At 37.8% G+C, this 19050-nt stretch carries 18 protein-coding genes; 16 read left to right on the top strand and 2 right to left on the bottom strand.

Annotated features, from left to right (window positions below):
- Window positions 1-2 precede the first annotated feature (2 nt).
- From O3670_RS06910 to rpsD, 14 genes are all read left to right on the top strand, one after another.
- Window positions 3-833 (top strand): energy-coupling factor ABC transporter ATP-binding protein, encoded by an 831-nt coding sequence (locus tag O3670_RS06910; protein ID WP_038676925.1) that lies wholly within the window; start codon window positions 3-5, stop codon window positions 831-833.
- A complete protein-coding gene (locus O3670_RS06905; protein WP_048676461.1) occupies window positions 809-1651 on the top strand; it encodes an energy-coupling factor transporter ATPase in 843 nt (280 codons plus the stop codon). The genes O3670_RS06910 and O3670_RS06905 overlap by 25 nt, the downstream gene beginning before the upstream one ends.
- Window positions 1644-2438 (top strand): energy-coupling factor transporter transmembrane component T family protein, encoded by a 795-nt coding sequence (locus tag O3670_RS06900; protein WP_270282337.1) that lies wholly within the window; start codon window positions 1644-1646, stop codon window positions 2436-2438. The genes O3670_RS06905 and O3670_RS06900 overlap by 8 nt, the downstream gene beginning before the upstream one ends.
- A 300-nt stretch (window positions 2439-2738) precedes the next feature.
- A complete protein-coding gene (gene apf / locus O3670_RS06895; protein ID WP_002885621.1) occupies window positions 2739-3320 on the top strand; it encodes an aggregation-promoting factor in 582 nt (193 codons plus the stop codon).
- 183 nt (window positions 3321-3503) lie between these two features.
- A complete protein-coding gene (locus tag O3670_RS06890; protein ID WP_371595927.1) occupies window positions 3504-4199 on the top strand; it encodes a transglycosylase SLT domain-containing protein in 696 nt (231 codons plus the stop codon).
- A gap of 107 nt (window positions 4200-4306) precedes the next feature.
- Window positions 4307-6016 (top strand): putative glycosyltransferase family protein, encoded by a 1710-nt coding sequence (locus O3670_RS06885; RefSeq protein ID WP_038676920.1) that lies wholly within the window; start codon window positions 4307-4309, stop codon window positions 6014-6016.
- 144 nt (window positions 6017-6160) lie between these two features.
- Window positions 6161-7282: a tRNA 2-thiouridine(34) synthase MnmA gene (gene mnmA / locus O3670_RS06880; protein ID WP_021144749.1), complete on the top strand. Its 1122-nt coding sequence runs from the start codon at window positions 6161-6163 to the stop codon at window positions 7280-7282.
- A gap of 19 nt (window positions 7283-7301) precedes the next feature.
- On the top strand, window positions 7302-7913 hold the full coding sequence (locus tag O3670_RS06875) for a MarC family protein (RefSeq protein WP_021144748.1): 612 nt from the start codon (window positions 7302-7304) through the stop codon (window positions 7911-7913).
- A gap of 181 nt (window positions 7914-8094) precedes the next feature.
- A complete protein-coding gene (mnmG, locus tag O3670_RS06870) occupies window positions 8095-9996 on the top strand; it encodes a tRNA uridine-5-carboxymethylaminomethyl(34) synthesis enzyme MnmG (RefSeq protein ID WP_371595926.1) in 1902 nt (633 codons plus the stop codon).
- A gap of 73 nt (window positions 9997-10069) precedes the next feature.
- Window positions 10070-12034 carry a GGDEF domain-containing protein gene (locus tag O3670_RS06865; RefSeq protein ID WP_371595925.1) on the top strand — a complete coding sequence of 655 codons (1965 nt, stop codon included), beginning with the start codon at window positions 10070-10072 and terminating at the stop codon, window positions 12032-12034.
- Window position 12035: 1 nt separating this feature from the next.
- Window positions 12036-12494, top strand: a complete 459-nt coding sequence (gene rplI, locus O3670_RS06860) for a 50S ribosomal protein L9 (protein ID WP_002885729.1) — start codon at window positions 12036-12038, stop codon at window positions 12492-12494.
- Window positions 12495-12537: 43 nt separating this feature from the next.
- Window positions 12538-13899, top strand: coding sequence for a replicative DNA helicase (gene dnaB / locus O3670_RS06855; RefSeq protein WP_002892156.1), 1362 nt, complete (start codon window positions 12538-12540; stop codon window positions 13897-13899).
- Between the two features lie 29 nt (window positions 13900-13928).
- Window positions 13929-14231: a Veg family protein gene (locus tag O3670_RS06850; protein WP_002885699.1), complete on the top strand. Its 303-nt coding sequence runs from the start codon at window positions 13929-13931 to the stop codon at window positions 14229-14231.
- A 198-nt stretch (window positions 14232-14429) separates the two neighbouring features.
- Window positions 14430-15041 (top strand): 30S ribosomal protein S4, encoded by a 612-nt coding sequence (rpsD, locus tag O3670_RS06845; RefSeq protein ID WP_002885833.1) that lies wholly within the window; start codon window positions 14430-14432, stop codon window positions 15039-15041.
- A 214-nt stretch (window positions 15042-15255) separates the two neighbouring features.
- Here rpsD and O3670_RS06840 read toward each other — a convergent pair whose 3' ends face one another.
- A complete protein-coding gene (locus tag O3670_RS06840) occupies window positions 15256-15444 on the bottom strand; it encodes a hypothetical protein (protein ID WP_002885644.1) in 189 nt (62 codons plus the stop codon).
- A 115-nt stretch (window positions 15445-15559) separates the two neighbouring features.
- Here O3670_RS06840 and O3670_RS06835 point away from each other — a divergent pair, with 115 nt between their 5' ends.
- Window positions 15560-15922 carry a DUF1304 domain-containing protein gene (locus O3670_RS06835; protein ID WP_021144746.1) on the top strand — a complete coding sequence of 121 codons (363 nt, stop codon included), beginning with the start codon at window positions 15560-15562 and terminating at the stop codon, window positions 15920-15922.
- Between the two features lie 76 nt (window positions 15923-15998).
- Here the strand turns inward: O3670_RS06835 and O3670_RS06830 are convergent, their stop codons facing one another.
- A complete protein-coding gene (locus O3670_RS06830) occupies window positions 15999-16538 on the bottom strand; it encodes a TetR/AcrR family transcriptional regulator (RefSeq protein WP_048790837.1) in 540 nt (179 codons plus the stop codon).
- 128 nt (window positions 16539-16666) lie between these two features.
- On the opposite strand from O3670_RS06830, the gene O3670_RS06825 reads away from it, so the two are divergent.
- Complete coding sequence (locus O3670_RS06825; protein WP_371595924.1) at window positions 16667-19036, top strand: YhgE/Pip family protein; 2370 nt, start codon at window positions 16667-16669, stop codon at window positions 19034-19036.
- Window positions 19037-19050 lie beyond the last annotated feature (14 nt).

Below are 19050 nucleotides of genomic sequence, written 5' to 3'. Positions count from 1 at the left end.
CAATGATTGAAATAAAAAATTTAAAGTTTAAATATCATCAAGATCAACCATCCTATATTCTTGATGATGTATCGTTTCACGTGAAACGTGGGGAATGGTTATCCATTGTAGGGCATAATGGTTCTGGAAAATCCACGACAGCACGTCTTATTGACGGACTATTAGTGGCAGAGTCTGGGCAGATTATTGTTGATGGTCAAGAATTAACAGAAGACAATGTCTGGGATATCCGTGATAAGATTGGTATGGTCTTTCAAAATCCAGATAATCAATTTGTTGGGGCAACTGTTGAAGATGATGTTGCTTTTGGTCTTGAAAATAAAGGTGTTCCCTATGAAGAAATGGCTTCAAGAGTTCAAGAGGCTCTGGAATTTGTGGGAATGTCAGAATTTAAGGATAGAGAGCCAGCTAGATTATCTGGAGGCCAAAAACAACGTGTGGCTATCGCAGGTATTGTAGCTATGAGACCATCTATTTTGATTTTGGATGAGGCAACTAGCATGCTTGACCCGGAAGGTCGCCAGGAATTGATTCAATCTATTAAAGCTATTCGTAAAGAATACGGAATGACTGTTTTATCAATTACTCATGATCTCGATGAGGTCGCTTTGAGTGACCGTGTTTTGGTTTTGAAAAAAGGTAAAGTGGAGTCTGTTTCAAGTCCTCGTGAACTATTTAGTAGAGGCTCAGAGTTAGTTGACTTAGGTTTAGATATCCCTTTTAGTGCATTATTAACTCAAAAGCTAAGAAATAAAGGTCTGATAGATTGTGAAGACTATCTGACAGAAAAGGAATTGGTAGAACAACTATGGGAATTTCTCTCAAAAATGTAAGTTATATCTATCAAGCGGGTACTCCTTTTGAGGGGCGTGCCCTTTTTGATATGACGACGACGATAAAAGATGGTTCATATACGGCCTTTATTGGACATACAGGAAGTGGTAAATCTACTATTATGCAGCTCTTGAATGGCCTTTATTTACCCACTAGTGGTCAGGTTCAAGTTGATGATACGATCATAACCAGTCAATCAAAGAATAAGGACATAAAACCAGTTCGTAAGAAGGTAGGTTTAGTTTTCCAATTTCCAGAAAGTCAGTTATTTGCAGAAACTGTTTTAGAAGATGTTGCCTTTGGACCTCAAAATTTCGGAGTTTCTAAGGAAGAAGCAGAACAACGTGCTATTGAAAGTCTAAAATTAGTTGGACTCCCGGAAGAGTTTCATGGACAGAATCCTTTTGATTTATCAGGGGGACAAATGCGACGTGTTGCCATCGCAGGGATTCTAGCTATGCAACCAGATATTCTAGTGCTGGATGAACCAACTGCCGGTCTAGATCCACAGGGCCGGAAGGAATTGATGTCTCTCTTTAAGGAGTTACATCTTTCTGGAATGACGATTGTTTTAGTAACCCACTTGATGGATGATGTTGCCGATTATGCGACAGCTGTGAATGTTATGGAAAAAGGGCAACTAGTGTTGTCAGGAGCTCCTAAAGATGTTTTTCAAAAGGTTACTTTTCTTAAAGAAAAGCAGTTAGGTGTTCCTAAAATCACAGAGTTTGCGCTACAGCTACAAGAAAAAGGTTATCAATTTGAAAGTCTCCCTATTACAATCGAGGAATTCGTAGAGGTGGTGTCGCATGGATAAGTTAATTATTGGACGTTATATTGTTGGGGACTCTTTTATACACCGATTAGATCCTAGAAGTAAATTATTAGCCATGTTGATTTATATTGTTATTATCTTTTGGGCTAATAATCCTTTAACTTATGCTGTAATAACTTTATTTACACTTTTCTTGGTTTTCTTGTCTAAAATAAAACTTGGTTTCTTTTTAGGTGGAATCAAACCAATGATTTGGATTATTTTATTTTCTACCCTATTTCAAGTTTTCTTCAATACAAAAGGGAGTGTGCTTTGGTCTATCGGCTTTTTAAAGATTACGGAAGTCGGTTTAAATCAAGGTTGGATGATATTCCTTAGATTTATCCTCATTATTAGTTTTTCCACCCTACTTACTCTAACGACAACACCTTTAAGTTTATCTGATGCAGTTGAATCACTTTTAAAACCTCTTACTGTTTTCAGAGTGCCAGCACATGAAATTGGTTTAATGCTATCTTTGAGTCTACGTTTTGTACCAACTTTGATGGATGATACGACTCGTATTATGAATGCTCAAAAGGCGCGTGGTGTTGACTTTGGTGAAGGAAGTATTATTCAAAAGGTACGGTCAATAATACCTATTTTAATTCCTTTGTTTGCATCAAGCTTTAAACGAGCAGATGCTCTGGCGATTGCTATGGAAGCACGAGGCTATCAAGGTGGTGAAGGACGAACAAAATATCGTCGACTTTCATGGAATGGTCGAGATACCTTATCAATTATTGCTATTTTAGCTTTAGGATTAATGCTTTTTTATCTTAAGAGTTAACTCGTTGAGATAAATAAAAACTAGGTCTTAAGACCTAGAAGTTATAGATGGACGCCCACGTAGGCGTTCTTTTTTCGTCTAATCCCAACCTACTTGTAATATTTTTAATATCCCTAACAAGGGGATGTTATATTTCCAAGGTATCATAGATACATGGTTATAGTTCTTCAGCTTAATCTGGATTGAGAAATCCCTATATAGAGTAAGCCAGTTGATTTACCTATTAGTCATAAACAATAAAATAACTTAAAATCTTTGACTAATATGGATTGGACTATAAATAGATAAAGGAGCATCATCATGCAAAAAAAGAATACATCTAACACTAAAAAATTAGGTCTTTTTGGACTTGTTACAGTAGCAACACTTGGGGCAACAGCTTTAGCTAATGCAGAAACTTACACAGTTCAAAAAGGCGATACACTTTCAGCTATTGCTAAGAAAAATGGTACGACCGTAGATGAAATCGTTTCAAAAAACGGTATTCAAGACGCCAATAAGATTTCTATTGGTCAAAACTTAACAATTAATGAAACAACTGAAGAGACTACAGAACCTTCAGCTACAACAGCTACAACAGAAGCAGCTGCTGAATCAACACAATCAACAGAGTCTACACAAAGTGAAGATACTCAAGCAACCAATACAAATCTTTCTTCTTCAGAGGCAGCTGCCAAAGAAGAAATCGCACAACGTGAGTCAAGCGGTAGCTATACAGCTCAAAATGGGCAATATTATGGACGTTACCAATTAGCATCATCATATTTGAACGGAGACTTGTCTCCTGAAAATCAAGAAAAGGTAGCGGATAATTATGTAGCAAGCCGTTATGGTTCATGGACAGCAGCTCTTGCTTTCTGGAATGCTAATGGTTGGTACTAAATCATTATTACTGCCTTATGAGGAAAACTAGTCAAACCTCATACAAATAAGGGGAAAATGCCAGATTCTTGGCATTTTTTTATTAAAATGATAAATCATTGTAACATTAGACATAATACAAATAATCGGCAGTAATATTACTAAGTTATGATGAATGTAACTAGAATTAACTAGGAGGGATTTATGTTAAAAAAAAGTTATAAGGGACGCCGTATCAAATTAGCAGCGAAGAAATCATTGGCGGTACCAGTAGCAATTGTAACAAGTTTTATTGTCATTTTGGCAGTATCACTTTCTACACTAATTAATAAAGGGTTGGTTAATGCATTTTCAGATTCTGTTACCCCAGCACCTTCAACAGCATCAACAACGTCAGAATCGACAGCAGATTTAGTTAAATCAACAGAAATTAGCTCAAGCAAAGAGAATAAAGCTAACAAAGAAAAGGTTGAAGAAAGTAAGCCTCAGTCAGAAACAACAGGAGAATCGGTAGAAGCAGCTGAAAAGTCTCAGTTAGATACTACTACAAGCGCTGTTTCAACGAATACTGATACTACGTCGACTCAAAATACTGGAACAGCTCCTTCGGTTGCTGCAACTGGTAGCGGGTCAATTGTTCTCTCAAATGGTAACACTGCAGGAGAAGTTGGTTCTTATGCAGCGGCACAGATGGCAGCAGCTACTGGTGTTCCTCAGTCAACTTGGGAGTCAATTATTGCGCGTGAGTCAAATGGTGATCATACTGCAGCAAATGGTTCAGGTGCATCAGGTCTTTTTCAAACAATGCCTGGATGGGGCTCTACTGCAACAGTTGAGGATCAAATTCAATCAGCCTTGAATGCCTATAACGCACAAGGTTTGTCAGCTTGGAATTACTAATATTAAATATTAATAGAAGTTGGGAGCATACTCTCAGCTTTTTAATTTGGATGTAGGTAATATGTTTTATAGAGCTTTTTGTTATAATAGGAATGAAAGGTATAGCAATGAAACAAATTTTTAAATTAAGAGAAAAGTTGTGGGTTTCTCTTATTATTATAGCTTTTGCTGTGTTATTGGTTACACCACAACTATTTACAAGAAAAGTCATTTTAGGTTCAGATTCCATCTTTCACTATAACAGGTTCTATGAAGCTGCTATGCAACTAAAAAATGGTAACTTTTCTTACTTTTTATCTTTATATGGATTCCAACAGTCAGGCCGCATTGTCAATGCTCTTTACGGTCCTTTTTTTGCCTATTTACAAGGAGGGCTTATTTTAATAAGTCGCACTTGGTTTCGTTATCAGATTGTGTCAAGGGTATTACTACATATACTAGCTGAGTCCTCAATGTATGCCTTGCTCAAGCAGTGTAAAGTTAAGACAAACATTGCCTTGTCACTAGGTTTACTCTATGCGACAACATTCTCTATCCAATACTGGACGATGCGTCAGGGTTTCTCTAGTTGGGGAGCAGCATTACTACCTTTTTGTTTTATTCCGGCAATTCACTATGTCTTTTATCAAAAAGTAGAACCAATTAGACTTGCCTTGTCTATGGCATTGATTTTTCAGGTTCACGTACTCAGTGCTTTGATACTAGTGATGATGTATCTTCCTTTTTATCTTTACACTTTTGTAAAGTCTCCTATTGCTAAGAAAAAGGAAACCTTCGTACAAGTCCTTATAGCAGTCATTTTGTTCCTCTTACTGACTGTCAATGTCTGGTTAGTACTCCTATATTTGAGAGGGACTAATCATCTCTTAGATCCATTTATAAATAGAGAAATAGGTAAGAATGGGATAGATGGAACAGCAAGATACTGGCTATATACTCCAATTTCTTTAATGGTGTTACTCATTTTACAGTTTCTTTACGCTGTTTTGAATTGGAAGAAATTTGCTAGATGGAAAAAAATACTACATTTTATTTATTTTGTCTTCTTCTTCTTGTCGACAGGTCTTTTTCCGTGGCAGTATCTAGTAGAAAATGGAAATACATTTGCTGAACTGATTCAATTTCCATTTAGATTCTTTGTTCCTGCCACTATTTTACTTTTAGCAATTACGGGGTTAACGGTCACGCGATTTGTAAACTGGCGAAAAAGTATTGCTGTTTTACTCTTTGCCTTTGCGGGTGTTGGTCTTATTCAGAACATGATGGATACTACCGATCGTGTAAAAACGGCGGCACAAGATGGTGAACTTATTTCCATTGTTAAACATACTTACGTTGAAGGAGATTATCAGACGATAAGTCTTACCATGAATGACAGTGACTTGTCACAGTTTTTAAATTTAGTTGTCAAACCCACACCAGATTACGTACCTATTTATGGGACAATAGGTAAGCAGAACACTTATGATCTTTATTACGAAAATATCGTTACGAATCAGAAGGCAGAAAAGCTACTCGAAGATGGTTATCTTGTATTAACTTGGCAGGCTGCTGAAGGGGAGGAACTGAATCTACCGATAGTTGTCTATAAAGATTCTATCTTGACACTAAATGGTAAAGAACTAGACAAGGATGACTATGACTTGTCAACGATTGGTACACCGACCGTTTCCTCACAAGAAGGACAAAATAAACTTTTATTAAGTTATAAGGAGCCAGGATGGCTATTTGTAGCGTTATTGATTCCAATAATAGTCTTGGTAGTAATAGGTTTACAGTGGCTTTACACAAAAATAAGTATCAAAAAGGTTGCCTAGTGGTAACCTTTTTGCATTATTCTTTAATCATGATATAATTAAGCTTGCGTGCTTTTACGCTTCAAAATCGACCTTCAAATCGATATTTGAATAACTAGACCCTTCAAGTCTATGTTAATTTTTATTTGATGGGAGGAGTTATCTATGACTGATAATTCAAAAACACGTGTTGTTGTCGGTATGAGTGGTGGCGTTGATTCATCAGTAACAGCCTTACTTTTAAAAGAGCAAGGTTATGATGTAATCGGTGTTTTCATGAAAAACTGGGATGACACAGATGAATTTGGTGTGTGTACAGCAACCGAAGATTATAAAGATGTAGCAGCAGTAGCTGATCAGATTGGTATCCCCTATTACTCTGTCAACTTTGAAAAAGAGTACTGGGATCGTGTATTTGAGTATTTCTTAGCAGAGTACCGTGCAGGCCGTACCCCTAATCCAGACGTTATGTGTAATAAGGAAATCAAGTTTAAGGCTTTCTTAGATTATGCGATGACATTGGGAGCGGATTATGTGGCTACAGGACATTACGCTCAAGTTGTTCGCGATGAAGATGGCATTTTCCATATGTTGCGTGGTGCAGATAACAATAAAGATCAAACCTACTTCCTTAGTCAACTTTCGCAAGAGCAGTTGCAGAAAACGATGTTTCCTTTAGGACATCTACAAAAACCAGAAGTTCGTGAGATTGCTGAACGTGCAGGTCTTGCAACAGCCAATAAAAAAGATTCAACAGGAATATGTTTTATTGGTGAGAAAAACTTTAAAGAGTTTCTTAGTCAATACTTACCAGCTCAAAAAGGTCGTATGATGACTGTCGATGGTCGTGATATGGGTGAACACAATGGACTCATGTATTATACCATTGGTCAACGTGGTGGTATGGGTATTGGTGGCCAAAAAGGTGGAGATAATGCTCCTTGGTTTGTAGTAGGAAAAGATCTTTCTAAAAATATTCTTTACGTGGGTCAAGGTTTCCACCATGAGTCCTTGATGTCAACTTCTCTTGACGCTTCAATGATTCACTTTACTCGAGATATGCCAGAAGAATTTGAAATGGAATGTACAGCAAAATTCCGTTATCGTCAACCTGATAGTAAAGTTACTGTAAAGGTTAAAGGTGATAAAGCAGAGGTGATTTTTGCTGAACCTCAGCGTGCTATTACACCAGGTCAAGCCGTTGTTTTCTATGATGGTCAGGAATGTTTGGGCGGCGGTATTATTGACCAAGCGTATAAAGACGGAAAAGTTTGTCAGTATATCTAACTGGAGTTAAGTAAAAACGATGAGTTCTCAATTTTTTTATGCATTTATGGCATTTTTCGCTATAATGAACCCAATTTCAAATCTTCCTGCTTACATGGCTTTAGTAGCAGATGATAGTCAAAAAATTTCACGAAAAATTGCTTTTAGGAGTCTTTTGATTGCCTTTGTTATTATAACTGTTTTTATCTTTTCAGGAGATTTCATTTTTAAAGTATTTGGAATTACAATTGTTTCTTTCAGAATTGCTGGTGGAATATTAGTGGCCGTTATCGGTTATCATATGATTAATGGTAATCATTCACCCAGCTATAAAGGAATGGAGCAGCAAGCAGTAAATTCAGATCCAATGTCTATTGCTATTTCTCCTCTTGCAATGCCACTTTTTGCGGGACCAGGTACAATTACAACTGCTTTAAGTCTGGCTAATGGAGGTTTGCAGAATCAACTGATAACCGTAGTTGCTTTTGCTCTACTATGTGTCATCACTTATCTCCTGTTAAGAAGTGCAAAACAAATTGCAGGCTTCTTGGGAGAAAATTTGATGAAAATTATCACGAAAATGATGGGACTTTTACTATTCTCAATAGGTATACAGATGATTATCGTCAGTGTGCAGACCTTGATTAAATAGTGATTTTCATTGACAAAACGATTTGATTTGATAAAATAACTTTAACAATAGTCATGATGGTCAAAGCTCATGAGAATTGTGCGTTTTTGCGTACAGTTTTCTGGAGTTTTGGCTATTTTTGTAGGAAAAAAACAAAGAAAGGATGGGCAGTTGATTGTAAATCACTGCATAAATCTAAAAAATGTCTTACGAGTTTGATGAAAATTTTGATGTAATTGTTGTTGGTGCTGGTCACGCTGGTGTGGAAGCTAGCTTAGCTGCAGCCCGCATGGGATGTAAGGTTTTATTAGCGACTATTAACCTAGAGATGCTGGCTTTTATGCCATGTAATCCTTCCATTGGGGGATCGGCCAAGGGAATTGTTGTCCGTGAGATTGATGCCCTTGGTGGAGAGATGGGTAAAAATATTGATAAAACTTATATTCAGATGAAAATGTTGAATACCGGTAAGGGACCTGCTGTCAGAGCTTTACGTGCACAAGCCGATAAAGCCTTGTATGCTATGACAATGAAGCATACAGTTGAGCGTCAGGAAAACCTGACTCTCCGTCAGTCCATGGTTGATGAAATTCTTGTTGAAGATGGTAAGGTAGTTGGTGTCAGAACAGCCACAAATCAAAAATATGGAGCTAAAGCGGTTGTTGTCACAACAGGAACAGCTTTGCGTGGTGAAATTATCCTAGGTGAGCTCAAATATTCTTCAGGTCCTAATAATAGTCTTGCATCTGTTACATTGGCAGATAACTTGAGGGATCTTGGCCTTGAAATAGGAAGATTTAAAACAGGTACCCCTCCTCGTGTCAAGGCATCATCAATTAATTATGAAGAAACTGAAATTCAACCAGGTGACGAAAAGCCGAATCATTTTTCATTCTTGTCGAAGGATGAAGATTATCTTCAGGATCAAATTCCTTGTTGGCTAACTTATACGAATCAAGAGAGCCACGATATTATCAATAACAATTTACACCGTGCCCCAATGTTTTCAGGTATTGTCAAGGGGGTGGGACCTCGTTATTGTCCATCAATCGAAGATAAAATTGTCCGATTTGCCGATAAGAATCGCCATCAACTTTTCCTTGAACCTGAAGGAAGAGAGACTGAGGAAGTCTATGTGCAAGGCCTGTCAACTAGTCTGCCAGAAGATGTTCAAAAAGAGTTGATTCACTCAATTAAAGGTCTCGAAAAGGCAGAGATGATGCGAACTGGTTATGCGATTGAATATGATATCGTGCTCCCTCATCAACTACGTGCAACACTTGAAACGAAGTTGATTTCAGGTCTCTTTACAGCAGGACAGACCAACGGAACTTCTGGATACGAGGAGGCAGCAGGTCAAGGTCTAGTTGCTGGTATCAATGCGGCTCTTAAAGTTCAAGGTAAACCTGAACTTATTCTCAAACGTAGTGATGCCTATATTGGTGTAATGATTGACGATCTTGTCACGAAAGGAACTTTGGAGCCATATCGTTTATTGACATCACGCGCAGAGTATCGTCTCATATTACGTCATGATAATGCTGACATGCGCTTGACACCTATTGGTCGAGAAGTTGGTTTGGTTGACGATGAACGTTGGCGTATCTTTGAAATTAAGAAAAATCAGTTTGACAGCGAGTTGACACGTTTGTCAAAAGAAAAATTAAAACCTATTAAAGAAACGAATGAAAAAATTCAAGCTCTAGGCTTTAAGCCATTGACAGATGCCATGACAGCTAAAGAGTTTATGCGTAGACCAGAGATTGATTACGCCACAGCTACTCAGTTTGTAGGTCCAGCTGTAGAAGATTTGGACGCGAAGATTATAGAGTTGCTTGAGATCGAAATCAAGTATGAAGGTTATATTAATAAAGCTTTGGATCAAGTAGCTAAGATGAAGCGTATGGAAGAAAAGAGGATTCCAAAAAATATTGATTGGGATGCTATTGATTCCATCGCTACCGAAGCTCGTCAAAAATTTAAGAAAATCAATCCTGAGACCATTGGTCAAGCGAGTCGTATTTCAGGGGTCAACCCAGCAGATATCTCAATTCTGATGGTTTATCTTGAAGGTAATAATAAGGCCCGCAGGAAAGTAGACTAACGGTGCTAACACGTTTAAAAGCCTTTTAATTAAGGCTTTTTTATGTTATAATTGTTAGATTAAGAGGTTTTATATGAAAAGATTTCACTTTGCAACGATTCATCTTGTAATGATTGGGCTAATTCTTTTTGGAATTGCTACTATTTTTGTTCGCGTACTAAAATCGGAGTCTGCACTCATTTTTGCGCTTTTTATTATTATGGTAGTAGTTGTTGCCTTATTGCATTACCAAAAGACAACATATGAGTCCTTAGAAATAGAGCAATTAGATGAACTGAATCAGGATGTTGAAGATTCTTTGAAGACCCTTCTCGGAAAGATGCCTGTTGGGGTTATTACTTTTGATGAGAACGATCATATTGAATGGTTCAACCCCTATGCGAAGCTAGTACTTTCGGATGAAAATGGAAATTTCAATAAGCAGTTGATTGCGGATTTTATTTCCCAGAAACGAAAGGGTTCACTTTCGAATGTGATAACCGTTGGTGACAATAAATATGCCGCTTTTGTGGATTTTGACAATAAGTTGACATATTTTATTGACAATGTTTATGATCAAGATGAAAATGCTGATCCAAATATGACTCGTCCTGTTATCGGGATTATTTCAGTTGATAACTACGACGATGTGACGGGAAGTTTACCCGATGCCGATGTTTCAAAAATCAACACATTCGTGGCAGGGTTTATTTCTGAGTTTGCTAAGGCCAAGCATATTCATTATCGACGTATTGAAGGTGATCGTTTTTACTTCTTCACCAACTACAGTGTTTTGACAGAATTCATGGATCAAAAGTTTTCTGTCTTGGATGATTTCCGTCAGCAGGCTCAGGAGCGTGGTTTACCACTGACTTTGAGCATGGGAATTTCATTTGGTACGCTTAAGCATGATCAAATCGGTCAGGTTGCCTTGCAGAATCTGAATATCGCACTAGTTCGCGGTGGAGATCAAGCTGTTGTCAAGGAAAACGATGATCACAAGGAACTTCTTTATTTTGGAGGAGGTTCTGTTTCAACAGTAAAACGTTCTCGTACAAGAACAAGGGCTATGATGACTGCAATCTCTGATAAGTTGAAAACAGTCGAAAAAGTGTTTGTTGTCGGACATAAGAATCTCGATATGGATGCTCTAGGGGCAACGGTCGGTATGGCTCATTTTGCCAGTCAAATTGTTCGAAAAAGCTATGCTGTTTACGATGATACGGCTATGAATGCAGATATTGAGCGTGCAGTCGAACGGCTAAAAGAAGATGGTCAGTCACCTCTTATTACACTTTCAGAGGCCGAAGAGTTAGTCAACCAACATTCGTTGTTAATTATGGTTGACCATTCTAAAATCAATTTAACCTTATCTAAGGATTTTTATGATCGATTTAATGAAGTTATTGTTGTAGACCATCACCGTCGAGATGATGATTTTCCTGAAAATGCTGTTTTGACCTTTATTGAAAGTGGGGCGAGCTCAGCCTGTGAATTGGTTACGGAGTTATTGCAATTCCAAGGTGCCCCAGAACGTTTAAGTAAAATCCAAGCCTCTATCCTTATGGCAGGTATCATGTTGGATACTAAAAATTTCTCAACTCGTGTGACTAGTCGAACCTTTGATGTCGCCTCTTATCTGCGTAGTTTAGGAAGTGATAGTGGAGAAATCCAAACGATTTCTGCCACTGATTTTGAAGAGTATCGACGTATCAATGAGCTAATTCTAGCAGGTGAACGTATTACAGATGATATCATTGTTGCCTCAGGTGATAATCCTAAATGTTATAATAATGTTGTGATTTCTAAGGCAGCAGATACGATGCTTGCCATGGCAGGTATCGAAGCAACTTTTGTTGTCGCTAGGACCAGTGATTCTACTGTGAATATATCTGCTCGAAGCCATAAAACGATTAATGTACAACGTATTATGGAGAAAATGGGTGGTGGAGGCCATTTCAACTTAGCGGCCTGCCAATTGCGAGACTGTAGTGTTGCTCAAGCAAAAAATAAATTGATTGAAACTATTATGGGAGAATTGGCTCCCAAGGAGGACTAAAATGAAAGTTATTTTCTTACAAGACGTTAAAGGTAAAGGTAAAAAAGGCGAAATTAAAGAAGTACCATCAGGTTACGCTCAAAACTTCTTGATTAAAAAGAATCTTGCCAAGGAAGCGACAAACCAAGCTATCGGTGAGTTGAAAGGTAAGCAAAAATCTGAAGAAAAACATGCAGCAGAGTTGTTGGCTGAAGCGAAGCAAGTTAAAGAGCAACTTGAAAAAGAAGAAAATCGTCTTCAATTTACTGAGAAGGTCGGACCAGACGGACGTACTTTTGGTTCAATTACAGCCAAAAAGATTGCAGAAGGACTTCAAAAACAATTTGGTATTAAAGTTGATAAACGCCATATTGAACTTGAACATCCTATTCGTGCGATTGGTCTAATTGAGGTTCCTGTAAAGCTTCATAAAGAAGTGAGTGCACAAATTAAACTTAACATCAAAAATAGTGCTGAGTAATTCGTTGACACTATAAGTAAATCTTGTAAAGGAGGGAATAATTGTGGCAGAAGCTCAAGAATTACGAGTGCAACCTCATGATTTAGTAGCGGAACAGTCTGTTCTAGGGGCTATTCTCATTAACCCGGAAAAGTTGATTACAGTTCGAGAATTTATCGAAGCAGACGACTTTTACAAGTATTCCCATCGTGTCATTTTTAAAGCAATGGTAACGCTGTCGGATCGAAATGATGCCATTGATGCCACGACAGTACGTACCATTTTAGATGACCAAGATGACCTCCAAAATATAGGGGGTATTTCTTATCTTGTAGATTTGGTCAATAGTGTCCCAACATCCGCAAATGCTGAGTACTATGCTAAGATTGTGGCTGAGAAAGCCATGCTTCGACGTATTATAAATAGGTTGACAGAGACTGTCAACCAAGCATATGAGGGCGCAACGGAATCTGATGAAATTATTGCGAATGCTGAGAAAGCCTTGGTTGATGTTTCAGAGCATAGTAATCGTAGTGGTTTCCGCAAAATATCTGAAGTTCTTGATGTCAATTTTAATACTTTGGAGATGCGTTCACAGCAAACATCAGATGTTACTGGGTTACCAACAGGTTTCCGTGACCTTGACAAGATTACAACAGGTTTACACCCTGATCAATTAATTATTTTAGCAGCTCGTCCCGCAGTTGGTAAAACGGCCTTTGTGTTGAACATTGCTCAGAATGTTGGCACCAAGCAAAATAAAGCTGTTGCAGTCTTTTCACTAGAGATGGGGGCAGAAAGCTTGGTTGATCGTATGTTGGCAGCTGAAGGGATGATTGATTCCCATGCTTTACGTACAGGTCAATTGACAGAGCAAGATTGGAATAATGTGATGATTGCTCAAGGGGCATTGGCTGAGGCACCTATTTATATAGATGATACCCCGGGTATAAAGATTACTGAGATTCGTGCACGGTCCCGTAAATTGTCACAAGAAGTAGAGGGTGGTCTCGGTCTTATTGTGATCGACTATTTGCAGTTGATTACAGGGACGCGACCAGAAAATCGCCAACAAGAGGTTTCAGATATTTCAAGACAGTTAAAAATTCTGGCCAAGGAGCTTAAAGTTCCTGTAATTGCCTTGAGTCAGTTATCTCGTGGGGTTGAACAACGTCAGGATAAACGTCCAGTCTTGTCTGATATTCGTGAGTCAGGATCTATCGAGCAGGATGCCGATATTGTAGCCTTCTTATATCGTGATGATTACTACCGAAAAGAAGGTGAAGAACCAGAGAATGCGATTGAAGATAATACCATCGAAGTTATCCTAGAAAAAAACCGTGCTGGTGCGCGTGGAACAGTCAAGTTACTATTCCAAAAAGAATACAATAAATTTTCATCGATTGCTCAGTTTGAGGAATCATAATTTTCAGATTTAAGGAGATATACATACATATGAGTGATGCATTTGCAGATGTTGCTAAGATGAAAAACATCAAGGAAGCTATTAAGTCACATGAAGGTCAGCTAGTAGAATTGACCCTAGAGAATGGACGTAAACGTGAAAAGAATAAAATTGGTCGATTGACAGAAGTTTATCCATCATTGTTTATTGTTGAATATCAAGACTTCAGTTCTCAAGCAGGAGCTATTAATAATAGTTATGTTGAATCTTACACTTATTCAGATATTTTGACTGAGAAGACTCTCATTCGTTATTTGAGTCCTGAGGAACAAGCTGAAATCGAAAATAAATAAGAAAAAGCCTTTACTTGGGCTTTTTTTCGTGGTAAAATACTAAAGTATGTGAAATAATAGCAGGATAAAATGAAGCTCGTCAACAGGAAGTCGGCTAGAAAAGTAACCTTTGCTGTTTGGGCGAAGTCTTTCTGAACGAATCAGGTTTATCTAAAACGTTATTTCCTAAAAATATTTTTTTATAGGAGGACATTATTAATGTCACGTTATACAGGTCCATCATGGAAACAATCACGTCGCCTTGGTTTCTCACTTACAGGCACAGGTAAAGAATTGGCACGTCGTAACTACGTACCAGGTCAACACGGTCCAAACAACCGTTCAAAACTTTCAGAGTACGGTTTGCAATTGGCTGAGAAACAAAAACTTCGTTTCTCATACGGTTTGGGTGAAAAACAATTCCGTAACTTGTTCGTACAAGCTACTAAAGTTAAAGGTGGAACACTTGGTTTCAACTTTATGGTTCTTTTGGAACGTCGTCTTGACAACGTTGTTTACCGTCTCGGTCTTGCAACTACTCGTCGTCAAGCACGTCAATTCGTAAACCACGGTCACATCCTTGTTGACGGTAAACGTGTTGATATCCCATCATACCGCGTTGAAGTTGGTCAAGTAATCTCAGTTCGTGAAAAATCAGCTAAAGTTCCTGCTATCCTTGAAGCAGTAGAAGCTACTATCGGACGTCCAGCATTTGTATCATTCGATGCTGAAAAACTTGAAGGTTCATTGACACGTCTTCCAGAACGTGATGAAATCAACCCAGAAATCAACGAAGCACTTGTCGTTGAATTCTACAACAAAATGCTTTAATTTTAAGATTCATTTTGCAAAAAGCCCGTTGTTATGGGCTTTTTGTTTATCTTAAATCGTTGATTTCTGGGTTTGCTTAGATATTTGCTAGATTGATTCCATGGCCATCTCATAGAATGAGACGGCTTTTTTGTTTTCTAATAAAAAAAGTCCCTAGTCTAGTACAAGTGACTGGGGATTCGTAATATGATGATAGATGATTTTGAGGTATAAATTATTTATTATCCAATCCGCCTTCAAAATCTGCTGAAACATTTGAAACGTAGTTAGTGAAATAGGCTTCAAAATCTTTTTTTAGTTGGTCGTACTCCTCTTCGGAGTAATCTTTATCCTCTATATAAGCCTGAAATCTGGGAATTCCCAGATCTTTTTGGAGACGTTGGATTACTTCTGTCTTTGTCATAAGAACCTCTCTTTCATTCTTTATTTTACCATATTTCGAATTGTATGAAGCATGCATGTTGTTTTAAAGGTTTACTTTTGATATACTGTCAAAGTTACTTAAGAAGGAGGCTACTATGTCTATTATTACACTAATTTTAGCTGGGATTGTTGCTTTGGAGCATCTCTATATCATGTATTTGGAAACTTTTGCGACACATTCAGACACGACTAGTCGTGTTTTCAATATGAGCAAAGAAGAACTTCAACGTGATTCTGTTACAAACTTATTTAAAAATCAAGGGATTTACAATGGTTTGATTGCTGTATTCCTCTTGTATGGAATTTTTACAAATAGTCAGCTACTTGTAACTGTTTTTGTACTCAATGTTTTCTTTGCTGCTATTTATGGTGCTATAACTGCCAATAAGAAAATTATTTTAACGCAAGGCGGACCCGTAATTTTGACCTTGCTTTCACTTATCATTTCCTTATTTTAAGGATTTTATTGTAAAAGAAAAAAGCTGCTTTAACTATTGAAATGGTTTGCAGCTTTTTTATGCTTTTGAAGTTATTTTATTGTGGAATAAATCGTAGAAGAAAGTCTGTCATTTCTTGAGGTGATTCTTTTTTTCCTTTATTTATCCAGGCTTGACCAGCGCCAAAAATAGCATGCGCAAAATAAATACTGGCATAGTCTTTCTCGAATCCTTTGAGAGCTCTTTCTTCAGCAGTGGGATCAATGAAGTCCTCAGCTATCATACGCTGAAGTTTATGTATCAGAAAATCTTGAATTTCTTTTGATCCATTGGTAGACAATAGAGCTGATAGGAGCTTTTCACGAGTGAGAAATTCAAAGATTTCGAGAAAGGCTCCCTCTTTCTTTCCTTCATATTTATCGAAGATATACTCTAGCTTGTGGAAAAGCTCTTTCTGATAACTATCAATCATTTCATACTTATCTTTGTAGTGGGTATAAAAACTCGAACGGCTAATCCCTGCTGTTTGAACCAGACGAATGGTAGTAATATCATTGAAATCTTGGTCTTCAAGACATATTACTAAAGCATCTAAAAGAGCTTTTTTTGTTTGCGCGCGTCTTTGATCTTTTGACATACAAATCTCCTTTTATACACTTTTAGACTATGTGTCCAAAAAGCGATTGTTTAACATTGATTTTCAGGTAAATGAGTTTATAATTGATTATATCATAAAAATAAACACAATGTCTAAAAAGGAGAAATATGTTAGCAGAATTAAAGGCTCTTCTTAAAAGTCCAAAGCTCTGGATAACTATTATTGGTGTCTCATTGATACCTGCTTTATATAATCTAATCTTTTTGTCTTCTATGTGGAATCCTTATGGTAATGTCAAACACTTACCAGTGGCAGTAGTGAACAAAGATAAGAGTGCTAGTTTCCAGAATAAGACTCTGAATATTGGTCATGATATGGTAGACAATATGTCTAAAAACAAAAATCTAGACTATCACTTTGTGACTGAAAATGAAGCCCAAAAAGGGATTGAGGATGGTGATTACTATATGGTAATCACTTTTCCAGAAAACCTCTCAAGTAATGCAGCAAGTCTTTTGACAAATGATCCCAAGAAACTGGAAATTTCTTATCAAACAACAGCAGGACATAGCTTCGTTTCTTCAAAAATGAGCGATTCTGCCATGTCTAAGTTGAAGGATACTGTTTCTAAAAATATTACATCAACTTATGTTGGAGCTGTCTTTAGGAGTATGTCTCAACTTCAGGGTGGTATGGGAACTGCAGCGAATGGGGCTAGTCAATTATATGCAGGTGCAGGCGCACTTCAGTCTGGGAGTCAGACCTTATCAAATGGCTTAGGAACTCTTGCTGGATCTACACAAACATTGGCTACAGGTGTTGATACCTTGAGTTCAGGCGCGTCTGCCTATACTTCAGGTGTGTCAACTTTGTCAGGCGCTTTGTCACAGTTAAATGCGAACTCTGAGGCTGTTAATTCTGCTGCAGGTCAATTTGTATCAGGAGCAGAGGCCATGAATACCTTAGTTACAGGTGCAGATTCGTTGTCAACAGCGCTCAGTCAAATGGCTACAGCAACAAGTTTATCTGAAGAACAGCAAGCACAGTTGTCAACCCTATCAACTAATTTAACTGATTTAAATACAGCAATTCAAAATCTTAATACAGCGGTAAGTAACACATCATTACCAAGTGGAACATCAACAACATCAGTAGATACAAGTTCAATAGCGACTTATCTTTCAAATATTTCTTCTGCAGCTAGCTCTATAGCTACAGCTAGTGCAACTGATAAAGCAAATGATTTGGCTGCGGTACAAGGAACAGCTGCTTATCAAAGCTTGACGGCAGATCAACAAGCAGAGATTACATCTGCAATTAGTAATGTAGGATCTACAGCTAGTAGTTATGCTTCAACTATTGCATCTGATGTGTCAAGTATGTCAACTGCTTTATCTAGCTTGACAGGTACGACAACAACTAGTAGCGGCGATTCAAGTAGTTTGGCTTCTCTACAAACGTCTATTTCAGGCATTGCAAGTTCGGCGAATGCTCTTCTCCCTGTAGCTTCATCAACGGTATCATCAATGCAAGCTAATATTGCTAATGTCAATTCAGTACTTGTCAATCAATTATCACCAGGAGCAACTCAAGTGGCATCAGGTGTGTCAACCGCTCAAAGTACTCTAGCAACAGGTGCAAGCGCACTTTCAAATGGTTTGTCAACTTATACTGGTGCTGTGTCAACGATTGCCAGTGGTGCTCAAACTCTAGATGCTAACAGTAGTAGTTTAATGACTGGTTTTGCTACTCTTCAGAGTGGTACAAATGCTCTCAATACAGGAGCTCAACAATTAGCAACTGGAGGAAATACCTTAACAAATGGGTTGACAAGTTTGTCAACTAACCTTTCCACATTGTCTGATTCATTAAATAAGGCTAATCAGCAACTATCTCTTGTTTCTGTAAACTCAGACAATGCAAAAATGGTTAGTGCTCCGCTTAAAGAGAAGAAAACTGATAAGGATAAGGTTGACACTAATGGTGTGGGGATGGCTCCATATATGATTTCTGTTTCTCTTATGGTTGTCGCTCTTTCAACTAATGTTATCTTTGCTAAGAGCTTGACAGGAAGAAACTTTACGAGCCGTTTTGATTGGGCTAAGAATAAGTTCTTTATCAATGGTATCATTACGACTATGGCTGCAATTGCCCTTTATATTGCCATTCGATTTGTGGGAGTTGAACCAAATCATCCATTAGCTACATTTGGTATGATTCTCCTTGCAGCATGGACTTTAATGGCGCTCGTTACAGCTCTTGTGGGTTGGGATGATAGATATGGTGCATTTGCTTCTATGATTATGCTCCTTTTGCAGCTAGGTTCTAGTGCAGGAACTTATCCAATTGAACTTAGTCCTAAGTTCTTTAAGGTCGTCCAACCATTCTTACCAATGTCCTACTCCGTATCAGGTCTTCGTCAAACTATTTCAATGACAGGACAGATCTCAGATCAAGTACGTATGTTATTCATTTTCTTACTTATTTTTGTAGTTGTAGGTATTATTATTTATAGACCAAAGTCTGAAAATGAATAAACTAAAGGCCGGCT

The sequence above is a fragment of the Streptococcus sp. 27098_8_74 genome, from assembly GCF_041431705.1.
Lineage (GTDB): Bacteria > Bacillota > Bacilli > Lactobacillales > Streptococcaceae > Streptococcus > Streptococcus salivarius_E.
Note: the sequence above shows the minus strand (reverse complement) of the source record. Positions and strands in the feature narration are given on the sequence as shown.

What these genes read in the sequence shown, in the direction of transcription:
- O3670_RS06910 (WP_038676925.1), top strand. Translation starts at nt 3, where the DNA reads ATGATTGAAATAAAAAATTTAAAGTTTAAATATCATCAAGATCAACCA.
- O3670_RS06905 (WP_048676461.1), top strand. Translation starts at nt 809, where the DNA reads ATGGGAATTTCTCTCAAAAATGTAAGTTATATCTATCAAGCGGGTACT.
- O3670_RS06900 (WP_270282337.1), top strand. Translation starts at nt 1,644, where the DNA reads ATGGATAAGTTAATTATTGGACGTTATATTGTTGGGGACTCTTTTATA.
- apf (WP_002885621.1), top strand. Translation starts at nt 2,739, where the DNA reads ATGCAAAAAAAGAATACATCTAACACTAAAAAATTAGGTCTTTTTGGA.
- O3670_RS06890 (WP_371595927.1), top strand. Translation starts at nt 3,504, where the DNA reads ATGTTAAAAAAAAGTTATAAGGGACGCCGTATCAAATTAGCAGCGAAG.
- O3670_RS06885 (WP_038676920.1), top strand. Translation starts at nt 4,307, where the DNA reads ATGAAACAAATTTTTAAATTAAGAGAAAAGTTGTGGGTTTCTCTTATT.
- mnmA (WP_021144749.1), top strand. Translation starts at nt 6,161, where the DNA reads ATGACTGATAATTCAAAAACACGTGTTGTTGTCGGTATGAGTGGTGGC.
- O3670_RS06875 (WP_021144748.1), top strand. Translation starts at nt 7,302, where the DNA reads ATGAGTTCTCAATTTTTTTATGCATTTATGGCATTTTTCGCTATAATG.
- mnmG (WP_371595926.1), top strand. Translation starts at nt 8,095, where the DNA reads ATGTCTTACGAGTTTGATGAAAATTTTGATGTAATTGTTGTTGGTGCT.
- O3670_RS06865 (WP_371595925.1), top strand. Translation starts at nt 10,070, where the DNA reads ATGAAAAGATTTCACTTTGCAACGATTCATCTTGTAATGATTGGGCTA.
- rplI (WP_002885729.1), top strand. Translation starts at nt 12,036, where the DNA reads ATGAAAGTTATTTTCTTACAAGACGTTAAAGGTAAAGGTAAAAAAGGC.
- O3670_RS06850 (WP_002885699.1), top strand. Translation starts at nt 13,929, where the DNA reads ATGAGTGATGCATTTGCAGATGTTGCTAAGATGAAAAACATCAAGGAA.
- rpsD (WP_002885833.1), top strand. Translation starts at nt 14,430, where the DNA reads ATGTCACGTTATACAGGTCCATCATGGAAACAATCACGTCGCCTTGGT.
- O3670_RS06840 (WP_002885644.1), bottom strand. Translation starts at nt 15,444, where the DNA reads ATGACAAAGACAGAAGTAATCCAACGTCTCCAAAAAGATCTGGGAATT.
- O3670_RS06835 (WP_021144746.1), top strand. Translation starts at nt 15,560, where the DNA reads ATGTCTATTATTACACTAATTTTAGCTGGGATTGTTGCTTTGGAGCAT.
- O3670_RS06830 (WP_048790837.1), bottom strand. Translation starts at nt 16,538, where the DNA reads ATGTCAAAAGATCAAAGACGCGCGCAAACAAAAAAAGCTCTTTTAGAT.
- O3670_RS06825 (WP_371595924.1), top strand. Translation starts at nt 16,667, where the DNA reads ATGTTAGCAGAATTAAAGGCTCTTCTTAAAAGTCCAAAGCTCTGGATA.